Origin of the sequence: Streptomyces sp. GS7, from assembly GCF_009834125.1 — a bacterium.
In the GTDB taxonomy this organism is placed as follows: Bacteria; Actinomycetota; Actinomycetes; order Streptomycetales; family Streptomycetaceae; genus Streptomyces.
The window spans coordinates 4334320-4355306 of sequence record NZ_CP047146.1 but is presented as its reverse complement, the minus strand read 5'-3'; the positions used below and the strand labels follow the sequence as shown (position 1 = coordinate 4355306).

Annotated in this window: 19 protein-coding genes and 2 pseudogenes; 11 read left to right on the top strand and 10 right to left on the bottom strand. The window is 68.9% G+C overall.

Annotated elements, in window-relative coordinates:
- Positions 1-38: 38 nt before the first annotated feature.
- Positions 39-533, bottom strand: coding sequence for a MarR family winged helix-turn-helix transcriptional regulator (locus tag GR130_RS19200; protein ID WP_236573206.1), 495 nt, complete (start codon positions 531-533; stop codon positions 39-41).
- Between the two features lie 151 nt (positions 534-684).
- Here GR130_RS19200 and GR130_RS19195 point away from each other — a divergent pair, with 151 nt between their 5' ends.
- Positions 685-1728, top strand: coding sequence for an alpha/beta hydrolase (locus GR130_RS19195; protein ID WP_159505866.1), 1044 nt, complete (start codon positions 685-687; stop codon positions 1726-1728).
- Positions 1729-1820: 92 nt separating this feature from the next.
- Here the strand turns inward: GR130_RS19195 and GR130_RS19190 are convergent, their stop codons facing one another.
- Positions 1821-1985: a hypothetical protein gene (locus tag GR130_RS19190; RefSeq protein WP_159505865.1), complete on the bottom strand. Its 165-nt coding sequence runs from the start codon at positions 1983-1985 to the stop codon at positions 1821-1823.
- Positions 1986-2282: 297 nt separating this feature from the next.
- Here GR130_RS19190 and GR130_RS19185 point away from each other — a divergent pair, with 297 nt between their 5' ends.
- The 3 genes from GR130_RS19185 to GR130_RS40665 all read left to right on the top strand — a co-directional run bounded on the left by GR130_RS19185 (position 2283) and on the right by GR130_RS40665 (position 4530).
- Entirely contained in the window at positions 2283-3449 is a 1167-nt protein-coding gene (locus GR130_RS19185) for an IS30 family transposase (RefSeq protein ID WP_159510085.1), read from the top strand.
- Between the two features lie 155 nt (positions 3450-3604).
- Positions 3605-3964 (top strand): recombinase family protein, encoded by a 360-nt coding sequence (locus tag GR130_RS40670; RefSeq protein ID WP_236573202.1) that lies wholly within the window; start codon positions 3605-3607, stop codon positions 3962-3964.
- A gap of 5 nt (positions 3965-3969) precedes the next feature.
- A complete protein-coding gene (locus GR130_RS40665) occupies positions 3970-4530 on the top strand; it encodes a hypothetical protein (RefSeq protein WP_236573200.1) in 561 nt (186 codons plus the stop codon).
- Between the two features lie 34 nt (positions 4531-4564).
- Here GR130_RS40665 and GR130_RS19175 read toward each other — a convergent pair.
- A pseudogene (locus GR130_RS19175) lies at positions 4565-5014 on the bottom strand (transposase); the annotation flags it as partial.
- Between the two features lie 102 nt (positions 5015-5116).
- On the opposite strand from GR130_RS19175, the gene GR130_RS19170 reads away from it, so the two are divergent.
- Positions 5117-5527, top strand: coding sequence for a hypothetical protein (locus GR130_RS19170; RefSeq protein ID WP_159505863.1), 411 nt, complete (start codon positions 5117-5119; stop codon positions 5525-5527).
- A gap of 191 nt (positions 5528-5718) precedes the next feature.
- Here the strand turns inward: GR130_RS19170 and GR130_RS19165 are convergent, their stop codons facing one another.
- The 4 genes and pseudogenes from GR130_RS19165 to GR130_RS19145 form a co-directional block, all read right to left on the bottom strand.
- The gene (locus tag GR130_RS19165; protein WP_268977929.1) at positions 5719-6096 is read right to left on the bottom strand and encodes a hypothetical protein; all 378 of its coding nucleotides are present in this window, start codon (positions 6094-6096) and stop codon (positions 5719-5721) included.
- 249 nt (positions 6097-6345) lie between these two features.
- On the bottom strand, positions 6346-6837 hold the full coding sequence (locus GR130_RS19160; protein ID WP_159505861.1) for a peptidylprolyl isomerase: 492 nt from the start codon (positions 6835-6837) through the stop codon (positions 6346-6348).
- 1174 nt (positions 6838-8011) lie between these two features.
- Positions 8012-8101, bottom strand: a pseudogene (locus tag GR130_RS40660) (transcriptional regulator); the annotation flags it as partial.
- 247 nt (positions 8102-8348) lie between these two features.
- Entirely contained in the window at positions 8349-9164 is an 816-nt protein-coding gene (locus GR130_RS19145) for an SDR family NAD(P)-dependent oxidoreductase (protein ID WP_159505860.1), read from the bottom strand.
- A gap of 648 nt (positions 9165-9812) precedes the next feature.
- Between GR130_RS19145 and GR130_RS19140 the strand changes: the two genes are divergently transcribed.
- Positions 9813-10502 carry a haloacid dehalogenase type II gene (locus GR130_RS19140; RefSeq protein WP_159505859.1) on the top strand — a complete coding sequence of 230 codons (690 nt, stop codon included), beginning with the start codon at positions 9813-9815 and terminating at the stop codon, positions 10500-10502.
- Positions 10503-10653: 151 nt separating this feature from the next.
- Here GR130_RS19140 and GR130_RS19135 read toward each other — a convergent pair whose 3' ends face one another.
- The 3 genes from GR130_RS19135 to GR130_RS19125 all read right to left on the bottom strand — a co-directional run bounded on the left by GR130_RS19135 (position 10654) and on the right by GR130_RS19125 (position 12977).
- Positions 10654-11127 carry a DUF4231 domain-containing protein gene (locus tag GR130_RS19135; protein ID WP_159505858.1) on the bottom strand — a complete coding sequence of 158 codons (474 nt, stop codon included), beginning with the start codon at positions 11125-11127 and terminating at the stop codon, positions 10654-10656.
- A gap of 276 nt (positions 11128-11403) precedes the next feature.
- On the bottom strand, positions 11404-11757 hold the full coding sequence (locus tag GR130_RS19130; protein ID WP_236573198.1) for a zinc ribbon domain-containing protein YjdM: 354 nt from the start codon (positions 11755-11757) through the stop codon (positions 11404-11406).
- Between the two features lie 863 nt (positions 11758-12620).
- A complete protein-coding gene (locus GR130_RS19125; protein WP_159505856.1) occupies positions 12621-12977 on the bottom strand; it encodes a hypothetical protein in 357 nt (118 codons plus the stop codon).
- A 1-nt stretch (position 12978) separates the two neighbouring features.
- On the opposite strand from GR130_RS19125, the gene GR130_RS19120 reads away from it, so the two are divergent.
- From GR130_RS19120 to GR130_RS19100, 5 genes are all read left to right on the top strand, one after another.
- Positions 12979-13584 (top strand): polysaccharide deacetylase family protein, encoded by a 606-nt coding sequence (locus GR130_RS19120; RefSeq protein ID WP_159505855.1) that lies wholly within the window; start codon positions 12979-12981, stop codon positions 13582-13584.
- Positions 13585-14705: 1121 nt separating this feature from the next.
- Positions 14706-15647 carry an ABC transporter ATP-binding protein gene (locus GR130_RS19115; RefSeq protein ID WP_159505854.1) on the top strand — a complete coding sequence of 314 codons (942 nt, stop codon included), beginning with the start codon at positions 14706-14708 and terminating at the stop codon, positions 15645-15647.
- Positions 15644-17035: an ABC transporter permease gene (locus tag GR130_RS19110; RefSeq protein ID WP_159505853.1), complete on the top strand. Its 1392-nt coding sequence runs from the start codon at positions 15644-15646 to the stop codon at positions 17033-17035. The genes GR130_RS19115 and GR130_RS19110 overlap by 4 nt, the downstream gene beginning before the upstream one ends.
- Before the next feature lie 4 nt (positions 17036-17039).
- Positions 17040-19793 (top strand): alkaline phosphatase family protein, encoded by a 2754-nt coding sequence (locus tag GR130_RS19105; RefSeq protein ID WP_159505852.1) that lies wholly within the window; start codon positions 17040-17042, stop codon positions 19791-19793.
- 413 nt (positions 19794-20206) lie between these two features.
- Positions 20207-20929, top strand: a complete 723-nt coding sequence (locus GR130_RS19100; protein ID WP_159505851.1) for a dienelactone hydrolase family protein — start codon at positions 20207-20209, stop codon at positions 20927-20929.
- The last annotated feature ends 58 nt before the right edge of the window (positions 20930-20987 follow it).

Genomic DNA, 20987 nt, shown 5'->3' with positions numbered 1-20987 from the left:
GTGTTCGCAGATGACGAGCTGGCGCGGTTGCGCGGCTTTCAGCGGCGGTCCGGACAGGGCAGGTCGGGATCCATCGCGTGCAGGATCTGCTGGGAGATGTGACGTAGTTGTTCGATCTGCTCCGGTTCCAGTGCGTCCACCACCAGTGATCGCACCTGCTCCACGTGGCCGGGTGCGCTGCCGGCCAGCTTCCGGTACCCCTGATCGGTGAGGACGGCGAGGGTGCAGCGGCCGTCGCCGGGTGCGGTCTCCCGGTATACGTAGCCGTGCTTCACCAGCCGTTTGACCACGTGCGACAGGCGGGAGAGCGAGCCGTTGGCGAGGACGGCGAGGGTGCTCATCTGCAGCGCGCGCTGTGGCGCGTCGGAGAGGGCGGCTAGCACGAGGTACTCGAAGTGGCTCAGTCCCGAGTTGTTGCGAAGCTGGGAATCCAGTGCGGCGGGCAGCTTGATGATCAGTGTGTTGAACGCCTTCCAGGCGTTCAGCTCGGCTTCGTTCAGCCAGCGCGGCTCGTCCTTGTCCATCTTGTCCATGCCGGTGACTCTACCCAATCACTTGATCCATCAAGTAATTGGTTGACGCTTCAATAAATCTCCTCTACGTTGATTGAAGCTTCAACGGGCCGTCCGGCCAATCGAGCGCCACCGGCGCACCCCTTCGCCACTCGCAAAGGTGATCTTCACTATGCCCACGAGCAACTCTCGGATATCCGTCGTCCTCCGTACCGCAATCGCAGCGGCCGGCGCGCTGACCGTGACCGCCCTGGCCGTCACCGTGCCCGCCGCGGCCGATGCCCACAACAATGGCCCCGACTTCAGCCGCCACACCCTCACGCAGCAGGTCTCGCTCACCGGCAACGGGCCGGCTGACCAGAGCCTCAGCTCCGTGGTCTACCAGCCGGAGGGCGGACACGCCCGCGGCATCCAGGTGATGGTCCCCGGTGCCACCTACGACCACAGCTACTTCGACCTGAAGACTTCCCAGGGCTGGGTCTCCCAGGCACGCAAGGCAGCCGAGGACGGTTGGATCTCCGTCGCCGTCGACCGCATCGGAACGGGCAAGTCCAGCCACCCGGCCGCCGGAGACGTGAACAACACCGTCGACGCAGCGACCATCCACCAGCTCATCGCCAAGCTCAGGTCCACCTACAAGGGGCTGCCCGTCTCACTGGTCGGCCACTCGCAGGGCAGCTCGGTGGCGCTGCAGGAAGCGGCGACCTACAAGGACGTCAACGCCGTCGTCATTACGGGGCTGCTGCATCACGCGGGCGCCGCCGAGGGCGTCTTCGGTACGCTTGTCCACCCTGCAGCCGAGGACCCGGCCTTCGCGAACCATCCCGCACCGACGGGCTACATCACCACGCGACCCGGCCTGCGGCAATACTTCTACTGGCCCTTCAACGCCGACCTGGCCACCGTCCAGGCCGACGACGCGACGAAGCAGACCATCACCCCGGGTGAATCCGGCGACTTCATGACCGAGCAGAACCAGGGTCGCTTCGCCAAGGGCGTCAATGTGCCCGTCCTTTCGGTCGTCGGCGAGCACGACACCTTCTACTTCGACCCCGCCGACCGCGACAAGACCGTCGCCGCGGAACCGGCCGCCTACCCGGCCAGCCCGCACGTCGATGTGAAGGTCGTCCCGAACGCCGGCCACGACCTCGCACTGCAGCGCAACAGTGACGACACCACGAACTACATCGACACCTGGCTTTCCCGGGAAGCGTGAGAGACACCCGGGCCGTCCCGGTCAGGCGCGACGCCGTCGACTGACCGGGACGGTCACTCTTCCCAAGGGTGACGAGTTGCGACAGCAGTTGTTCAGCAATTCGGTTCGTGGAATTCCTCACCGGCGAGGGTGGCCTCGACACGGGCGCTGATGTAGGCGCCGGTCACGGGACAGCTCGGCGGGTGGTCCGCCGGGCAGTCCAGCCTGTGCCGCAGCACGGCGGCGGCACAGGTGAGCTGGTGGATCCGCTCCTGCATGGCGGCGTGCTAGGCGCCGATCAGGGCATGGCGGTCCTGCGCGTGTTCGCTGGTCATCACGGCGGCGGTGTCGGCGAGGGTCAGCATCCCGTCGTGGTGCCACAGCTGGATGTAGGCGAGCCGTTCTCACCCGGAGTCCTCCCACTGTCCGGCCCGCACCGTGCGACGGGCCCCGGGGACGACAACGAGCGGCTCCGGCCGGGGTGCCGGGCGACCAGCATCTCTGTCGGCAAACGATGGCGCCCTCAAGTGATCAACGCACCACCCGCGGATGATCATGTAATCGTGGAGGCGCAGGTGCGTGACTACGGGTTTTCGCCGGCGCAACAGGATGAGATTTGGAGGCGCTGGCGCGAGGGGCAGTCGTTCAGCTTGATCGGGCGGGTGCTCGGGGCACCGATGCAGCACGCCCGTCGGTTCCTGTACCAGAGTGGCGGCGTCCGCCTCATCCCGCAGACGCGGTCAGAGCGGCATCTGAGCGGCAGCGAGCGCGAGGAGATATCGCGCGGCATCGCCGCCGGAGCATCGGCCCGTCAGTTGGCCAAGCAGCTGGGCAGATCGCCTTCGACCGTCTCCCGCGAGATCGCTCGCAACGGCGGCCGGGACCGCTACCGTGCCGCGTCGGCCGATGCGGCCGCCTACGAGCGCGGGCGCCGGCCCAAGCGGGCCAAGCTCGCTCAACGGCCCGCTCTGCGTGCCCTGGTGGAGGCCAAGCTGGCTCTGTGCTGGTCTCCCGAGCAGATCGCAGGATGGCTGCGACGCCGGTTTCCTGGTGACGCCTCCATGCAGATCTCGCACGAAGCGATCTACCTCTCGCTCTACGACCCTCGCCGGCGCCAGGCGATCGACCGCAGCCTCACCCAGCGGCTGCGGTCAGGCAGACCCATGCGTCGTCCGAAGATCGCCCGCCGGCCCACCGGGCGGGGCATCATCCGCGGCATGGTGTCCATCACCGCCCGCCCCGCCGAGGCCGAGGACCGCAAGGTGCCCGGCCACTGGGAGGAAGATCTCGTGATGGGCACCCGGCCCTCGGCCGTCGCCACGCTCGTCGAGCGCACCAGCCGCTACACGGCCATCGTTGCGCTGCCGGACTGCATCAAGGCTGAGCAGGTCACTCCGCACCTCACCAGGAGTCTCCTCGGCATCCCGCCCCAGCTACGACGAACGCTTACCTGGAACCGGGGCCGGGAGATGGCCGAGCACCAGGCCATCACCGCCGAGACCGGGATGCCGATCTACCTCTGCAAGGCGCGCAGCCCGTGGCAGCGCGGCACCAACGAGAACACCAACCGGCTGCTTCGGCAGTACCTCCCCAAGGGCGCGGATCTCCGCACGTTCAGCCAGGCCGACCTGGGCGCCATCGCCCACGAGCTCAACCATCGTCCGCGCAGGACCCACGGTTATCGCACTCCGGCAGAGGTCTACGCTGGCCTCCTCAACAGCGGTGATGCGCTGACCGCTTGAGCTCGCCATCGAATGACGACAGGCGCGGCTGGCGTCCAATGAACCCGCGTAATCCGGGGGTTCGCGGCGGCTCGAATCAAATCAGATCCGATGGTGATTGCTGACAGGGTTTGACGACAGATAGGGTCCGATCCTCCGTCCGGAAGGGGCCCTCGGTGGCGAACCTGGTCTACAAGCGGGTCTCGACCGACCAGCAGTCCACCGCCCGGCAGGACCTCGTCCTGGAGGAGGTCGGCATCGAGGACCCGGTCGTCTTCGAGGAGGACCCGGCCACCTCCAGCCGCCTCCACCCCCTCCAGCGCCCGAAGTTCCGCGAACTGCTGTCGTACGCGCGGCCGGGCGACACCGTGCACATCACCGAGATGTTCCGCCTCGTACGCGGCACCGGGCACATCCTCGACGTGCTCGACGTCCTCCACCGCGACCGCCTCGCCCTGCACATCCACGACGGCGCGTTCTCCGCGATGGACCTCACTGCCCGCCACCCGCGCACCGCGAGCTGCTGTCCACCGTGAAGTTCATGGTGCAGACCCTCGCCGCCGCCGGCGAACTCCAGCGCGACCTCCAGCGCGAGCTGACCTACGACGGGCTGCGGGCCGCCGCGGCCAAGGGCAACAAGGGCGGACGCCGCCCGGCCGTCACGGCAGCGAAGGCCGCCGCCGTGCGCGCCGCGTACCTGGGCGGCCGGTCCATCGCCCGTCTGGCCCGCGACCACGACGTCAGCCGCGGCGCCATCCGCACCGCCGTTGCCGACCTCCTGCCCGAGCACACCGACGATCACCCGGGCACCCCAGCACCGGAGACCGCGGTCACCCTCGACATGCCGGGCAAGGTCGCCGACTTCCTGCGCGCGGCCGAACTGGAGCCCGCCGAGCGGGACGCGCTCGACCAGGGCGTGACCGTACGGCGCGGCCAGGGCTACACACTCCGCGTCAGCGCCGTCCCCGCCGTGCACCGCGGACTCCTCGCCCGCTGTCAGCCGCTCGACGGCGGCCATGGCGCCCCGGCGGTCCCCGCCCAGCGCAAGGCCCGTCGCGAGTACGAGAACCGGGTCAGCACCCTCGCGTCGACTGGACCATGATCAATCTCAGCGCCAACCACGGTTCGATTGATCCCCGGGGCCGGACCCAGCGGTACACGCCCAGGCCGGAGCCGTGCCCGGTGCCGCGCCGGGCGATGTGTGGGTTGATCTGGAACCGGCGGACCTTGTCCCGATGGACCTCGTGGTCATAGCCGCGGCCGGCGTACAGGTGCTTGGGGCGGCGCAGCGGCTGGCCGCGCTTGCCGCGGATCGTCGGGACAGCCTGGATCGGCGGGATCAGTTGGGTGACGTCGTTGCGGTTGCCGCCGGTGGTGATCGCGGCAAGCGGGATGCCGTGCGCCTCGACGATCAGGTGGTGCTTGCTGCCGGCCTTGCCCCAGTCCACCGGGGACGGACCGGTGGCCGGCCCGCCGTTCATCGCGCGGACGTGGCTGGAGTCGACCGCTGCATCGGAGAAGTCCAGCAGGTCCGCGGCCCGCAGCTCGGAGAGCAGCAGCTCGTGCAGGCGCTGGACGACGACAGCAAGCGTAGTGGTGCAGCCACGTGCCTAACTTGCCTGCAACAGTGATGGCCGCCTGACCTGTGGAAACTTGGCCCAACCCTAGATAACGCGCTCTATCGCTGGGTGGGCGGCCGTGAGGAACTGCTCGATCTGGCCAGTGCCGAGATGAGCCGGCGGATCGTGCCCCGGCGCGACCCCACAGAAGCCGACTGGCGTGACTGGCCGGCCGAACTCGCCCACGCGATCCGGCGCGAGTTCCGCGCGGTGCCCGGCTTCGCCGCCCGCGCCCTCACCGGCGGGCACAAGGCGGCGGGACACGACGCCGTCGAGCGCGGCGTGGTGACGGCCTTCACGCTCGGCGGGCTGCCGCCCGAACGCGCCCGTCAGCGTTGGTACGTCTTCGCAACCGCCGTCCTGGGGCGGCTGGCCGCCGAGGAATCCGGTCGGTTCCCGGCCGACCCTCCGATGGACTTCAACGCCATGCTGGAGGTGCTGCTGGCGAACGTCCAGGCTGAGGACCGGCAGAGCCAATAGCCGTGACGACAGGGACAGACTTCAGCCTCCGGATCGCGCGGCCCGAGCCCAAAGGACTTGCTACAGGGGGGTACAGACCATGCACAGGCGGCAGCCGGCACAGACGACTTCGAGAATGACGGGCAGTCGCTGACCATCACCTGCAGACCATCAGGCGGTGACGGGCAGGATGCTCGCTGCTGAGCCTCGCGTCACTGCGATCGGGGAGCGCGCGGGAAGACTTCGCGTACCGGCAGCAGCAGTCCGACGAGCGACAGCACGATGAACACCACCTGGTGGACGTGGTCCTTGCCGGGCGGAAGGCGACCCACCAAATGTGCGATCCAAAACAGCGGGTAGAACCACTGCACCCACCACGCCCAACCCTCCCGGTGCCGGAACGGCACCAGCGTGATCAGCATGCCGAACAGCCCCAGGCCGACGGCGGCCACCCCGTCGGCCCGCATCAACCCCGCGTCACCGGATCCCGGCGCGATGACGGCGACGAGGCCGAAGACGAAGATGCCCGCGCCTACCAGGACCAGGCAGATCCACGAAGCCCGTATCCGGGCACTCTCACGCTCCATCACGTATACGGGGTACCCGCCGACAACACCACACACGCCCACAGAAGAGTGGACGACCAAGCCCCCTGGGTGAGCCTGCGGACCACGAGCACCGCGGGGCGAGGCGGTCACCGGCTTGCGGCGGGCGCGCAGAGCGGTGGTGTATTCGCCTCCGTCGCGGACTTCCTCAGGTTCGCGACGGAGGCGCCCGTCGAACAGACAGTCCGGAAACCTGGGACTGCCGCAGTGCCATCCCCGCCGGCGCAGCGGACGTCAGGCGACGGTGCCGCTCCCCTTGATGACGACGTCGGAGCTCAGGGCACCGCTGCGGGAGCCGAGGGCCTCAATCTGCTTCACCAGGTCCTCGCCCTCGACGACCTCACCGAAGACGACGTGCTTGCCGTCCAGCCAGGGGGTGACGACGGTCGTCACGAAAAACTGGGAGCCGTTGGTGTTCGGGCCGCGGTTGGCCATCGACAGCAGGAACGGCCGGTCGTGCTTGAGGGAAAAGTTCTCGTCGGCGAAGGTCGCACCGAAGATGCTCTTGCCGCCGGTGCCGGTGCCGTGCGTGAAGTCGCCGCCCTGGAGCATGAACCCCGGGATGACGCGGTGGAAGGCGGAACCGGCGTACCCGTAGCCGTTCTGGCCGGTGGCGAGCTCGCGGAAGTTGCGCGCGGTCTCCGGGACAACGTCGTCGAAGAGCCGGAAGACGATGCGCCCGGCGTCCTTACCGTCAATAGCGATATCGAAATAAACGTTCTGCATGGCCACATCCTGACATCCGCCGTCCCCGCGCCCAATCCGGCCCACCAATGAGGCCCCGGCGCCACCCTCGCGATGGCCCGCAACGCGCACCGCTCAGCGGCACCGCCATCGCCGGGCGGACGGAAGCAGACCGGGAGCTGACGTTCGCCTTGCTGCCGGCCCCGAGGACATCACCACGGGTGCGTGCTCCTGTCCGAGCTGCGTGACTGGGCACGGGACTCCCCCACCACGGCGGCACCGGGCATCGCGCGCAGCCTCATCCAGTTCACGCTGAACGTCATCCCGGACCCCGACAGCAAGGACATCGCCGACACCCTGGAGGCAATGCGGGACGAGCGCCTGGTGGTGGCCCACACGGTGCACTCAGCAGCCGGTACGCACCCACCCGGTGCGCACCACCCGGTGCACACCGGACGCGTTCAACGCGGCGAAGCAGGCCGGTTGAGGACGTCGCACTCCCCCTCGACACGGGCCGTGCTCAAGGGGAAACACGCGGGTGCTCATCGGATGGATGCGCGCCATCGTCACCGGCGATGCAGAGCACTCCCCGCCAGTGGGCTCCACTCACAGGAGTGGGGTGCGGTGCATCGTCGGTGCGCACCGCCGCATGGGGTGCGCAGCACCGGATGCACTCAGTGGCCGGCTTCTCGTCCGCGGTGCAGCAGGGCCACCACCGACGCGTCAGCCGCGCCATAGGCGGATTGCTCGGGAGTGTCCTGAGCTCGGCAAAGCGGGCGGTCAGATGCGATCGGCCTCCGCGGCCCTACCGACCCAGTGTCATTTCATGGGCGCCCACTGCCCCTTCAGGACCGTGCGCTGCCGAGCGCAGCGGCGCAGCACCTCCCCTACCGCGTCCGCCAGAGCGGTCAGGTCATCGGGGGCCGGGACTCACAGGACCAGGTGCCGCTTGTTGTGGACCAGCAGCAGGTCGGCGGCCGCGGAGCAGGCGGTAAGGGTGAAGTGGGGCCGCGGTTTGAACGCCTGGTGTCGGTGTAGAGCTTGGCGCGCAGCACCCCGGGTTTGTTCCAGGCATACAGGCCGTGGCGGTTGAGCGGAAGGCGCGGCTTCGGTGCGGTCGGAGGCGAGGTTGAAGCAGAAGCCGGTGAAGGGGCTGTCGCGCCATTCGCGGAGGCCCTGGGTTGGCCGGTCGTCTCGCCCTGGTCGTTGACGAGGCCCGGGCGGCGTCGCCGTGCACGGCCATGCGCGCCAAAGCCGTGAACGCCTTGGCGTAGTCGGCGAGTTCGCGGGGCTCTTGCACAGGCACAAGGCCCCGCCTCCGACGTCGACATTCGCATCTGGTGCGCGTCTTGGGGCGCGGACGACCAGGCCGACGACCTGATCGCCGCCGCCCGCGCCGGCGGCATCGAAACCCCCGGCGACGAGCACGGCTGTGGCCGGGCGCCATCCAGGCCAGCCTCTTTCTGGGGCCCTGGCCCTGCCAAGGGTTCCTGGCTTCGCCACGGGTTCCGGCCCCGCGACGGGCCTGTGGAACGGGCCTGTCCGGTAGTGCGCTACAGGCGCGGGGTGCGCGCCTCGATCCGGTGATCGAAGGCGGCACCGCCGACGCCGACCGTGGTCACCCCGCCGTCGACGGTCAGGACGGCCCCGTTGACGTAGGACGCGGCCGGCGACAGCAGCCAGTCGATCGCCTCGGCGACCTCCTCCGCATCACCCGGCCGCCCGGCGGGAGTCAGCCGGTTCGCCTCCTCGTACGCCGCCTCGGCACCACCCGCCAGCCCCGCCTCGGCCGCGAACCGCGCCATCCGCTGATCGGCCATCTCCGTACGCACCCAGCCCGGGCACACTGCGTTGGCCCGCAGCCCCTGCGACCCGTAGTCGACGGCGAGGGAGCGGCACAGGTGGAGCAAAGCCGCCTTGGACGTCGCATAGGCGGCGTTGCCGGCGCTGTTGCGGAGGGCTGCGACCGAGGCGACCGCGACCACCGCGCCGCGGGCCGCGAGCAGATGCGGCAGCGCGGCGCGCAGCAGCAGGAACGGGCCGGTGAGGTTGGTCCGTATCAGCTCTTCCCAGTCCTCGACGGTGGTGTCGCCGACCGCGCCGCCCCGCCCGATTCCGGCGTTGAGCACCACACCGTCGAGTCTCCCGTAGGCCGCAACCGTCGTCTCGACGAGCTCGCGCACCGCCTCGGGGTCGGCGGCGTCGGAAGGGTGGGCCAACGCTCCGGTCTCCCCAGCAACCCGGCGCAGTGGCTCGGGCCGCCGCCCGGAGATCACAACCTGGTGCCCGGCCGCGCGCAGCAGCCGCGCGGTGGCGGCCCCGATTCCCGTTCCCCCGCCAGTCACCAGGACAACTCGCTGTTCCGACATGGTCGTTCGCCTCCGAAGGTGGTCAGCTTCCGGTTCCCCGCACTGCGAGCATACGAAGCGCCGACACCACCGGGCCGACCGGGTGCCGCAGCCGCCGGCACCACGGCCCGATACGGAGTGGGGGAGGAACGACCACGACAAAGGGCAGCAGCGCACAAGCGGCAATCTACGGGTGGAACAGTCGGACGGTCTGCGGCGGAGACTTGCGGCACAAGCACACCGCATCGAGGCCGCGTCGAGACGGTCCTGCTCCTGAACCCGGCCCCAGCACCGGCGAGCGGCAGGCCACCCGGTCCGCCCTGGTCAATTCCTTCCGCCGCCCCATCGCCCACGGCTTCTTGGGACGCGACCATCACGACGGCTACCTCGCCACCGGCCCGCTCCCCGCAGTCGTGTCAGCCATCCGCCCTGGCACCGGAACGTCGCCCAGCTCCCACCGAGGTTCCCCGGAAAGTCGGGCACTGGCCTGGCCACCAGCTCACGCCACGGCCTTGAACCCGCCGCCCAAGGCCGACCACCGCCACAGCATCGCAACCCGGCGCAGCAACCGGGCACCAGGTGCACTGTGCGGGCCGGAATCAGGATGGCTTCCCGCTGCGTTGGCACAACAGGCACTGTCACAGCACGCTTCGTCCAGGAGACCCTCATATGGCAAAGCCGGAGATCGATGCCGTCGTGTTGGACGTGCTCGGCACACTCGTCGACGAACCTGCCGGTATCCGCGCCGGGATACGTGAACTCGACCCGTCACTCGACGATCCCAGGATCGAGCAGCTCCTGACGCTGTGGCAGGAACACATCGACCACGAACAACGCCGCATCCTCGACGGCGTCCGGCCCTACCTCGCCAGCGACACCCTCGACCAGGAAGCCGCCCAGCTCGTCGCCGACGCCGCCGGAGTCGACGACCCGGCTGCCGTGACCGCGTTGGCCCTGTCAGCTCATCGACTCCCGCCGTGGCCCGACACAGCGGCAGGGCTCGCCCGACTCGGCGAACGGTTCCCGCTGATCGGACTCTCCAACGCGAGCAGGACAGCTCTGCTGGGAATCAACGCCCACGCCAAACTACGTTGGCACCAGGCCCTGTCCGCCGAAGACACCCGGACCTACAAGCCGGACCCAGCGGTCTACCAGCTGGCCGTCACCATCTCCCAACGCCCGCCAGAGCAACTGCTGATGGTCGCCGCCCACGCCTGGGACCTGCGCGCCGCGCAAAACCTCGGCCTGCGCACCGCCTACGTCACCCGCCCCGTCGGCGACCCACCCACACCCTCGGACCAATTCGACCTACACGCCGAAGACCTGACCGACCTGGCCAACCAGCTCGACACAACCTAACCCTCCGCCCCACTCGCGCCCCACGAACTCAGGCGTGAGCCGACAGACTTGTGGGCTCACGCCTACGCTCGGAAAGGCTCGCCCCGCCGACAGCCGCCAAGGCGAGGCAGACGGAGTCGAGTCCCACAGCGCGCTTGCACACGCGTGCCGACTAAGCACTCGACGACGGTGCCGGTTCGCGACGGTGCTCCAGCCACGTACGACTCAGGTCATCCCAAATAGCCTGATACCTACGAAAGATGCGGCCAAGATGGTCATACGTCAGGTCGCCGGCAGCCGTCGATGCCACGAGATACTCCAGGTCATCAGCAAGACGCTGAAAGCGGTACTGCGACTCTTCCATCAGCACCCACCGAGAGCGCCAGTTGAAGAACGATTCGACAGCTCCCATCACCGTCACCAGGGCCACCAGCGCAAAGGCCAGGTCTGCCCATACACGCAGGCCCAGAATGATGGTGGACGCCGCAGACAGTGCCAGCGTCAGCAACTTGATCGCCGAAGCGCGCCGACGGAACTGCCGCTTCTTTCCCCGGGCGTAGTCGTTACCTTGCCGAATCTTGCCCAGCAGGAGAGCAGCCGTCTCTGTCGGGGTGAGACCCGCGCCCAATCCACCGTCCGGGTGCACTCCGCCCCCCACCCAACCCCCGCATCACTTACATCACTTACGGCTCATTCTGTCAGACCTCCTTCGGCAACCGCGTCGTTTCCCAGTGCCTGCGCTCGACAGCCGCGCTGACCGCGGGCAGTCCCACAAGACGATCAAACGTCACTGACAACGGCAAAAGTTCGGACACAGAGGACAGGATGCTTCTTGCCCTGAGCTTGATCACCGAAGCGCGCGAGCGGAACTGCCCGGGACGACGTCCCGGGCAGTTCCGCTCGCGCAGGCGTGTGCAGCGGCTCAGGCCTTCTTGACCACGCTGGACTTGAGGTGCATCTGGCCGAACCCGTCGACCTTGCAGTCGATGTCATGGCCGTCCGGACCGTCCACGAGCCGGATGTTGCGCACCTTGGTGCCCGCCTTGATGCCGGTCGGGTGGCCCTTGACCTTCAGGCTCTTGACCACCGTGACGGTGTCGCCATCGGCAAGGACATTGCCGACCGCATCCCGAATCACCTTGTCACCGGGCTCTTCCGCGGCCTCGACAAGCGCGGGGGTCCACTCGTGGCCGCATTCCGGACAGACCAGGAGCGCGCCCATCTCGTAGGTGTACGCGCCGGCGCATTCAGGGCACGGGGGAAGATTCTCGCTCACAGGGACAGTGTAGATCCGGAGATGGGACACGTAATTCCGTCCATGGCCGATGAGCGACAGGCTCATGAGACGTCGGGCGGGCCGGCATACAGCTCCGGCGATCCGCCGACGCCGTGCGGGGGTGGCTTTACTGTCGCGCTCAGCTCGTCGGTCATGCAGAGGGCTTCAGCGAGCCGGTCCACGGGCGGGCACACCGGCCGCCGGAGGACGATCCGATCGGCCCCCACCGGACTTCAGGCGGCCGGCAGAAAGAAACGCCGTGGTCGGCGACGAGGACCTGGAGCCGGGCCGTAACGGCCCGCGGGCCGAGCGTCGCCCAGATAACCACGGCGGCGCGGCAAGGCCGCGCTCCTGACCTACGCCCCGCCAGCCGGCGACAGGCGGCCAGCGACGGCGGGCCGGAGGCGACGGACAACGGCAGCAAGCCAACGACGGCACACGCCAGCGGACCGGCCGCGGCACCAGACGACGGCGGACGGACAGACAGCCCGTAGCGCTCGGCCTGCCGGGTGGCGTCGCCGAACCGGGAGAGCCGGCGCGGTCTGTGCGCGCCGAAGTCGGTGCCGGCGATGGCCCGGACCGCGGTGGCCGCCCCGAGAACTCGGGGCGACAGCCGTTGCGGCGCATCACCGCAGGTCCGAAGCGATGCAGATCACACAGTGAGCCCCTGGGCCGCGGCTCCGGATTGCCCTACCGTTATCGACATAACGTGCAAAACGGACTATTCGTGTCCGGCCCGTCACAAGGAGTAGGCGAACCAGGAACAGGCGGCACATCGGCCGCCGAGTCCGCCCGCCGCTGCCCGGGTCCACGACGACCACCGCGCGGCCACTCCCCCACCCCGTGGGGCACACCACCACCCATCACCGCTGAACAGGCATGCCCGCCGGGCTGCCGTTGGAAGGATCTGCTGTGGCATTGGACAGTGCGAAGAAGGCGGCAGCCGCCGCCCTGGTGGCGCTCACCGGAGCCACCCTGGCGGCGTGCGGAACGCATGCGGCCAAGACGTCGTCGGCGGGTGAGCCGCCGTCCGCCTCAGCTCCCCCGTCCATCGTCACCACCGGCTCGGCCTCCCCTTCCCCCACCCCCTCGCACAGCGCATCGTCCTCGACATCCAGCGCCGCGCCGTCATCCTCGTCGCCCGCCGCCCCCTCCTCCCCGGCCGCCCCCGCGCCCAATGGCCCAGGCAGCACCTCCACCGTCCCGTCGAGCGGGTTCACGGTGAGCAACGCGCTCCAGTCAAGCATCCACGACGGCGGCAAGTCGGTCGCGCTGACCTTCGACGACGGCCCGGACCCGCGCTGGACGCCGAAGGTCCTGACGCTACTGGCCCAGCACCATGCCAAGGCCACGTTCTGCGAGATAGGGCCGAACGCGCAGCGCTACCCCTACCTCACCAAGTCGATCGTCGCCGCCGGTGACCGCCTGTGCGACCACTCCGTACACCACAACGAGCACCAAAGCAGCATGCCGCTGGACTACAACATCCACGAGATCGCCGACGCTCAGCGGGAGATATCCAACGCGGCCGGTCCCGGGGCCAAGCTCTGGTACTACCGCGCACCCGGCGGCGACTTCAAACCCGCCATCCGAAACATCGCCGCCCAACACGGACTCCGACCCCTCGGCTGGAGCGACGACTCCGACGACTGGAAACGACCCGGCGTCGCGAACATCGTGCAGAACATCAACCGCAATCTGCACCCCGGCTCGATCATCCTCATGCACGACGGCGGCGGCGACCGCTCGCAAAGCGTCGCAGCGCTCGCCCAACTACTGGACCAACTCGATGCCCAGGGCTACACCTACAGCTTCCCGGCACGCTGAGCCCACTCGCACCACCCTTGCCCCAGCACCGAGAAGAACCCGCACCGCGAGCCCGCCCGCCACATGATGGTTTATCGAGCAGACACCACGGGCGCGCGGACGGGCAGGGACAGGCTCCACACGCCGTTCCCCGATGGCCTGGCGGCGCCCGCCCTCGCCGAGGCGGGGCAGCTGCGCGTCGAACTCCACCGCGGCCCAGGCCCGGCGGACGCACCCGATGTGAAGCACCTCCGCACCGGTCGCACCCGCCGCCGGCACCCAGACCGCTCCCAGCGGGTGGAGCGGTCGGCCTGCCCGGGCCGGCGGAGTGTCGCCGATGGTCGCCGGCCTATGGCCGTCCGGACCGAACGACACCGAGGTGACCGCATCGATGTGACCGCATCGATGTGACGGCATCGTGTGGCCGGAGGGAACGACCGGGGAGAGAAGCCAAGGCGAGAAGCCGGCAGCCACAGATAGCGGGGATCAAGCACATTCCACAGCCGCACCCGACCGTCGATGTCGGCCGGTAACCGAGACGGGCAGCGACCGCCCAAGTCACCCACCGTCCACCGGCGAGAGGCTTCGTCACGATCGCACACAGGGCGGTCATCATGCCGCTCCCCCGGCTGCTTCATGGTGACCGCAATCGCGCAGCGCAAGGCTACGCACGGTCTTTCCCCCGGCCGATGCCGCTCGCCAACTCGCCCGAGAAGGAGCCGAGTCGAGGAAGCCTCCGGCATGAACCCACGGGACGGGTGGACCGGGGGGGCGTATGCGGCAGGTCACGTCTCCTCGCACTACCGCCGGTGAACCCCAATCGTGCACGCCGCCGCGAACCTCCTCACCAGCAGAGCACAGACACCATCGACAGCCGCCGGTTCGCTGTCACGGCCGACGAAGTCGCCGTGCTCTTCGGGCAGGCATCCGCGCATCCGCACAGAGTGCCGCACTTTCTCCCACACGCCCGCGCCGTCCACCGCGCCCGCCGCTGCCGACACCCCGGCGCTCCTCGGCGCCCGCCCGGGCATCGTCGCGGTGCATGCCGGTCGTCAACCGTTTCATGGGCATTCAACTGACTGCTCCTGATGACCGTTGTGCACTTCATCTACGGTCCGTGAGGCTTTCGAAGGAAGGGACTCATGGACGCACTCCTCGCAGTCCGGGCTCGCGGGATCACCAAGTGGTTCGGCGATGTGGTCGCGCTCGACGGCGTCGACCTGGATGTGACGCAGGGGCAGATTCACGGCCTGGTCGGACCGAACGGCGCCGGTAAGACGACCTTGCTCGGCCTCCTGCTGGGCCTGGCCGTCGCCGACAGCGGCAGCCTCGACATTTGGGGTACACCGGTCGGGCGGGCGCTCGACGCTCCCGACGGTGTCGCGGGCTTCGTGGACGGCCCCGGTCTCTACCCCTCGCTCACCGCCCGGCAGAACCTCGCCGCGCTGGCCGCTCTCCGCGGTGACGACGCGCGGACGACGGCGATCGACGACGCGCTTGCGCAGGTCGGGCTCACCGATGTCGCCGACGAACGGGCGCGCGGCTTCTCCCTCGGCATGCGACAGCGGCTGGGGCTGGCCGCGGCGCTGCTCACCAAGCCCCGGCTGCTTGTGCTCGACGAGCCGTCCAACGGTCTGGACCCGGCCGGCAAAAAGCACGTTCACGGTGTCCTGACCCGGCTCGCGACGGACGGCACCAGCATCGTGCTCTCCAGTCACCGCATGGACGACCTCGAGGCCCTGTGCTCCGACGTCACCATCCTCGCCACCGGGCGGGTCGTCTTCTCCGGGCCGCTGAGCAAGCTGGCCGCCGAGGAGCAGGAACTGGACTACCGGGTACGCACCTGCGATGCGCACGCCGCGCGCCAACTGGCTGCCGAAACGGCCGGGATCCGCCTCGTAGCCGACGCCGGGCCACGGCACGACGCGCAAGTGCTCGTCGTGCGCGCGCTGGCGCCTGCCCTCGACGAACTGGTGGTGCGGCTGGTGCAGGCGGGCGTCGCGGTACGCGAGCTCTCACCCGTGGTATCGCCGCTCGAGGCGGCGTTCCTCGCCCTCACCGAACCTGAGGAGGCCGGGCGATGACCGCGACCCTCACCCACGCCCAGCCCCACGGTACTGATACCCGCCGTGCCTCGGTGGCGCGTGTCTACCGTTTCGAGCTGGTCAAGCTGGTCTCGCAGTGGCGGATCCGCCTGCTGGTTCTTGCCTGCTGGATCGCGCCGGCGCTCTTCGTCGCCGCGGTGAGCCAACAGAGCACGCTGCCCGTCGACACCCTTTTCGGCCGCTGGATGCACGCCACGGGATGGGCCGGACCGCTGGTGATGCTCGGTTTCGCGGGCACCTGGGCGCTTCCGTTGCTGACCTCGGTGGTCGCCGGGGACGTGTTCGCCGCCGAGGACCGGCTCGGCACCTGGCGCCACCTGCTCGTGGCGGTCCGGTCGCCCAGGCGGATCTTCGCCGCCAAGGCGTTCGCCAGCCTCACCGTCCTGCTGCTGCTCGTGGCCGGGCTGGCCTGTTCCAGCGCGGCCGGTGGGGTCGTGGCGGTCGGCAACCAGCCACTGGTCGGCCTCGACGGCCATCAGCTGACGCCGGCGGACGCCGCCGTCAAGGTCCTGCTCGCCTGGGTCTGCGTCCTGGCTCCGACCCTCGCCCTCGCCGGGATCGGACTGCTCGGGTCCGTCGCGCTGGGGCGCTCCCCGATGGGACTGCTGCTGCCGGTGCTCGTCGCCCTCGCGATGCAGCTCGCCCAGATGATGCCGCTGCCCGTCGCCGTACGCCTCGCCCTGCCCAGCTACGCCTTCATCGCCTGGAACGGTCTGTTCACCGGCCCGGCCCAGCTCGCCCCGCTCCTGATCGGCATCGGTGTCTGCCTGGTGTGGGCCGTGCTGGCTACAGCGCTGGCCTACCTGCTGTTCCTGCGGCGCGACTTCACGAACCCGAGCTACGACGGCTCGGGGCGCCGCGCGATCACGGTCGGAGTGCTGCCGCTGGTCGGGCTGGTCGCCATGACGGTGGCGGTCCTCACCACGTCGATCACGGCCACGACCACGGACACGACCGCGGGCACGGCGACCGGCTCCGGGATCGGGCAGGCAAAGGTGCAAAGCTCGGTCGCCACGGCATTCGCCCACCTGTACCGCATCCAGACCGAGCAGCTCCACCGGCCCGCCGTCACCGAGGCCCAGCTGAGAACCACTGCGGCGTGCAACAAGGGCAGCGGCCAGGTCGCCGCGCAGGGGCCGGGCAACGACTGGCGCTGCGTCGTGTCCTGGTATCTCCCCGGCGTCCAGGCCGCGGGGCAGGCCGTCTATCAGCTCGACGTGACACCGGACGGGCGGTTCATGGCCGATGGCGATGGGCCGAAGGAAGTCAACGGCTACTTCCTGGTGCGGACCCCCGAGGGGGACGCGCCGAACCCACTGTGGCAGTTCGACGGCAATGTCGAACTTCTCTCCACCTCGAAGGGATGACTCCATGCAGGTCATACGCCGCAGGCGGCATGACGAACACGACCGTTCCGGCTTTCTCGACAGACGCTTCGGCCGCCGCAGTGCCCTGGCAACGGCCACCGCGGTCGTTCTCGCCGCCACCGCCGGCATCGGCTATGCCCAGACGCACCAGTTCGGCACCGAACAGGTCGGCCAGAAGACGGCTGACGGCCAGGTCGTCTCCAGCGACCAGTACATCGCCCCGTACGGCGACCGCCTCGTCATCAACAACGGCAAGATCATGTCGTCCTCGGTCAGCCCCGACGGCACCCACGTCGCGGCCTCGCTGACCGACGGCGACGCGGCGCTGGCCATCGTCGACCGCAAGAACTGGAAGGTGCAGCAGCTCGTCGGCGCCTCCGCATCGTCGAACCCGCGCATCAGCAGCAACTCCGTGGGCCAGGAAGGCCCCACGTACTCGCCCGACGGCAAGCAGCTGTGGCTGGGCCAGACCGACGGCTACACCAAGTTCACCGTGCGCCCGGACGGCAGCGTCACCAACCCGACGTTCATCCCGATCCCGGCGGACGGATCCAAGCACGCGCTGGTGGGTGAGCCGGTGTTCTCGTCCGACGGCTCCACCGTGTACGCCGCGGTCAACGGCCAGAACAAGGTGGTTGCCCTCGATGCGGCGACCGGGGCCGTCAAGCACAGCTGGGACGTGGGCAACGCCCCGCGCGACATGGTCAAGGTCGGCGACAAGCTCTACGTCAGCAACGAGGGCGGCCGTCCGGCCAAGCCCGGCGACACCACGATCAACTCCTACGACACCCAGGTACCCGCCGACCCGAAGACCGGTGCCACCACCACCGGCACGGTCAGCGTCATCGACCTGGCGAAGCCGGATGCCGCCGTCAAGAGCATCGACGTCGGTCTGCACCCGACCGCCCTGTACGCCAAGGGCGGGGCACTGTTCGTCACCAACACCGCCACCAACGACGTGTCGGTCATCAGCACCGCCCGCGACAAGGTCGTGCAGACCATCGCCACCCGTCCGTGGCCGGAGGCGTCGGTGGGTTACGAGCCCAACGCGGTGACGCTCACCGACGACGGTCATCTGCTGGTGACGCTCGGCCGCGCCAACGCGGTCGCCGTATACAAGTACAAGAGCCCGCAGGAGCCGGTCAGCTACGTGGGCCTGCTCCCCACGGACTACTTCCCCTCGCAGATCGCCACCGTCGGCAACCAGGTGCTGGTCTCCAACACCCGTGGTGTCGACGCCCGCCGCCCCAACGCCAGTGGCGCGCACGGCACCCACGACACCACCTCCAGCCTGCAGCGGTTCACCCTGCCCGACGACAGCGTCATCAGGTCCGAGACCGCCAAGGTCTTCAAGCAGAACGGCTGGACGGGCGACTCGGTCAACAAGACCGACGGCAAGAGCCACGCCAAGCCGACAGCGGTCCCGAAGCGGCTCGGCGACCCCTCGACGATCAAGCACGTCTTCCTGATCGTCAAGGAGAACCGGACCTACGACCAGGTCTTCGGCGACATCCCGAAGGGCAATGGCGATGCGAAGCTGACGCAGTTCGGCGAGAACGTGACGCCGAACCAGCATGCGATGGCCAAGCAGTTCGGGCTGTACGACAACACCTACGACATCGGCACGAACTCTGCCGAGGGCCACAACTGGCTGATGCAGAGCGACAATCCGGAGTACACCGAGTCCTCGGCCGGTGAGTACCAGCGCAGCTACGACACCGAGAACGACGCTCTCGGCCACCAGAAGTCCGGTTTTCTGTGGACCGGCGCGCAGGCGGCAGGCAAGTCCGTCAAGGACTTCGGCGAGTTCCAGTCGGTGGAGAGCAAGCCGTCCGCGGCGTCCTGGCAGAACCTGTACTGCGACGCCAAGACCATGGACGCAACCGGGAAGCCCACGGCCTACCCCATCAAGACCGGATCGGCCATCCCCTCACTCAACGACGTGTCGGTGCCCGGCTTCCCGATGTTCGACCTCGACGTCCCGGACATCTACAAGTACCAGGTCTGGCAGCGGGACTTCGAGAAGAACGGGCCGGCGAACCTGAACATGCTCTGGTTCTCCAACGACCACACGGGTGGTCCCGCGAGCCCGTCCGCCCAGGTCGCGGACAACGACCTCGCGGTCGGCAAGATGGTCGACAAGATCTCGCACAGCAAGTACTGGAAGGACTCGGCCATCTTCGTCGTCGAGGACGACTCCCAGGCCGGCCTCGACCACATCGACGGCCACCGGGCTCCGATCCAGGTCATCAGCCCCTGGGCACAGCACGGCAAGACCGACAGCCACTACTACACGCAGATCACGATGATCCGGACCATCGAGCAGATCCTCGGGATCCACCCGATGAACCAGAAGGACAGCGCGGCCAGCCCCATGAGCAGCGCCTTCACCCCCCACCCGGACACCACCCCGTTCAAGGCACAGCCCAACCGCGTCCCCCTCACCGACGGCCTGAAGACCCAGCCGTCCTGCGGCTCGGACAACCCGGCACCGCAGAGCCCCAAGGCAGCGGCCGTCTCGCCCGCGAAGGTACCCGCGGACAAGCAGGACCTGGCGGCAACCTGGGACAAGTGGAAGTCCAAGCAGCGGCTGACCGGCCCTCACGCCGTCCCCGACTACGCCAACCCCGCCCAGATGAACCGCCTCACCTGGTACGAGACACACAACTGGAACAAGCCCTACCCCGGCGAGAACAACATCCTCGCGCCGCAGGATGTACCAGGCGCATACATCCCCTCCTCGGAAAACGACGGCTGACGTCTACCGGACGCTGAAGGGCGGCTGACTTCACCACGGCCCGGACCACAACCGGTCCGGGCCCTCGGCCGTCTTCTTCCAGCGGCCACACGTGCAATGCGGCGCAGCCTCAAAGCGCCCCCGAGCAAAATGCCATCGGGGTGGTTTGCGGCACTGAACGGTTTCCTGCGCTACGGAACCACACGGCCCTAGCCTTCAGGCAAGTGGCTCCGCGGCATCCGCCCACGGAGCCTCCGTAAAAAACCTGTTGGCGGACCGTGGCGACCACTGCTACTTTTCCGGAGGCCGTGCGAGAGAACGAGGAGGTGGTACCCGTGAACGCAGTATCGACATGGGTGCTCCCCTCCGGGGTCACGGTCGGGCGATAGGTCGTCCGGGAGCGCCGTTCCAGAGCACTCCCGAAAGGCACGACCATGCACTTCACTTCTGAGCAGCGCCTCGACGACGGCGTCCTCGAACGCGAATTCACTCTCGGCGAGATTCCCGGCACCCTGTGGACGCCTGAATCCGCCGCACCGGCCCCGCTGATCCTGATGGCTCACAACAACGGCCTGCCCAAGGGGGAACCCCGGCTGGTGGCCCGGGCCCGGCGGTCCGCGGCGTACGGCTACGCGGTGGCCACCATCGACGCCGCCGGGTGCGGTGACCGGCCCCGTTCCGCCGCCGACGAGCAGGCTCGCGCCGACCTCCGCCGGGCGATGCAGGCCGGCGAGCCGGTCGACGAGATCTTCGAGTCCTTCGTCGGCCCGCTGGTCGAAAAGGCGGTCCCGGAATGGCGGACCACCCTGGACGCCCTCCTTTCGCTGCCCGAGATCGGCGGCCCGGTCGGGTACTCGGGATGGACCGCCGTCGGCATTCAGCTGGCGGTGGTCGAGCCGCGCATCGCGGCCGCCGGTTTCTTCGCCGGGGGTTACGTGCCCCGTGCCCAGCGCGAGGAGGCCCGGCAAGTCACCATTCCCCTGCTGTTGCTGCTGCAGTGGGACGACGAAGGCAACCCCCGGCAGCGAGCCCTGGACCTGTTCGACGCCTTCGGCACCAAGGAGAAGACGCTGCACGCCAATATGGGCGGGCACGTCGGCACCCCGTGGTTCGAGGTGGAGGACGGGAACCGGTTCTTCGGCCGGCACCTGAAGTGAGACCGGGCCGTCAGGCCGGCAGCAGACGCTAGGCGCTGTCGGCCAGGACGCCGCTCAT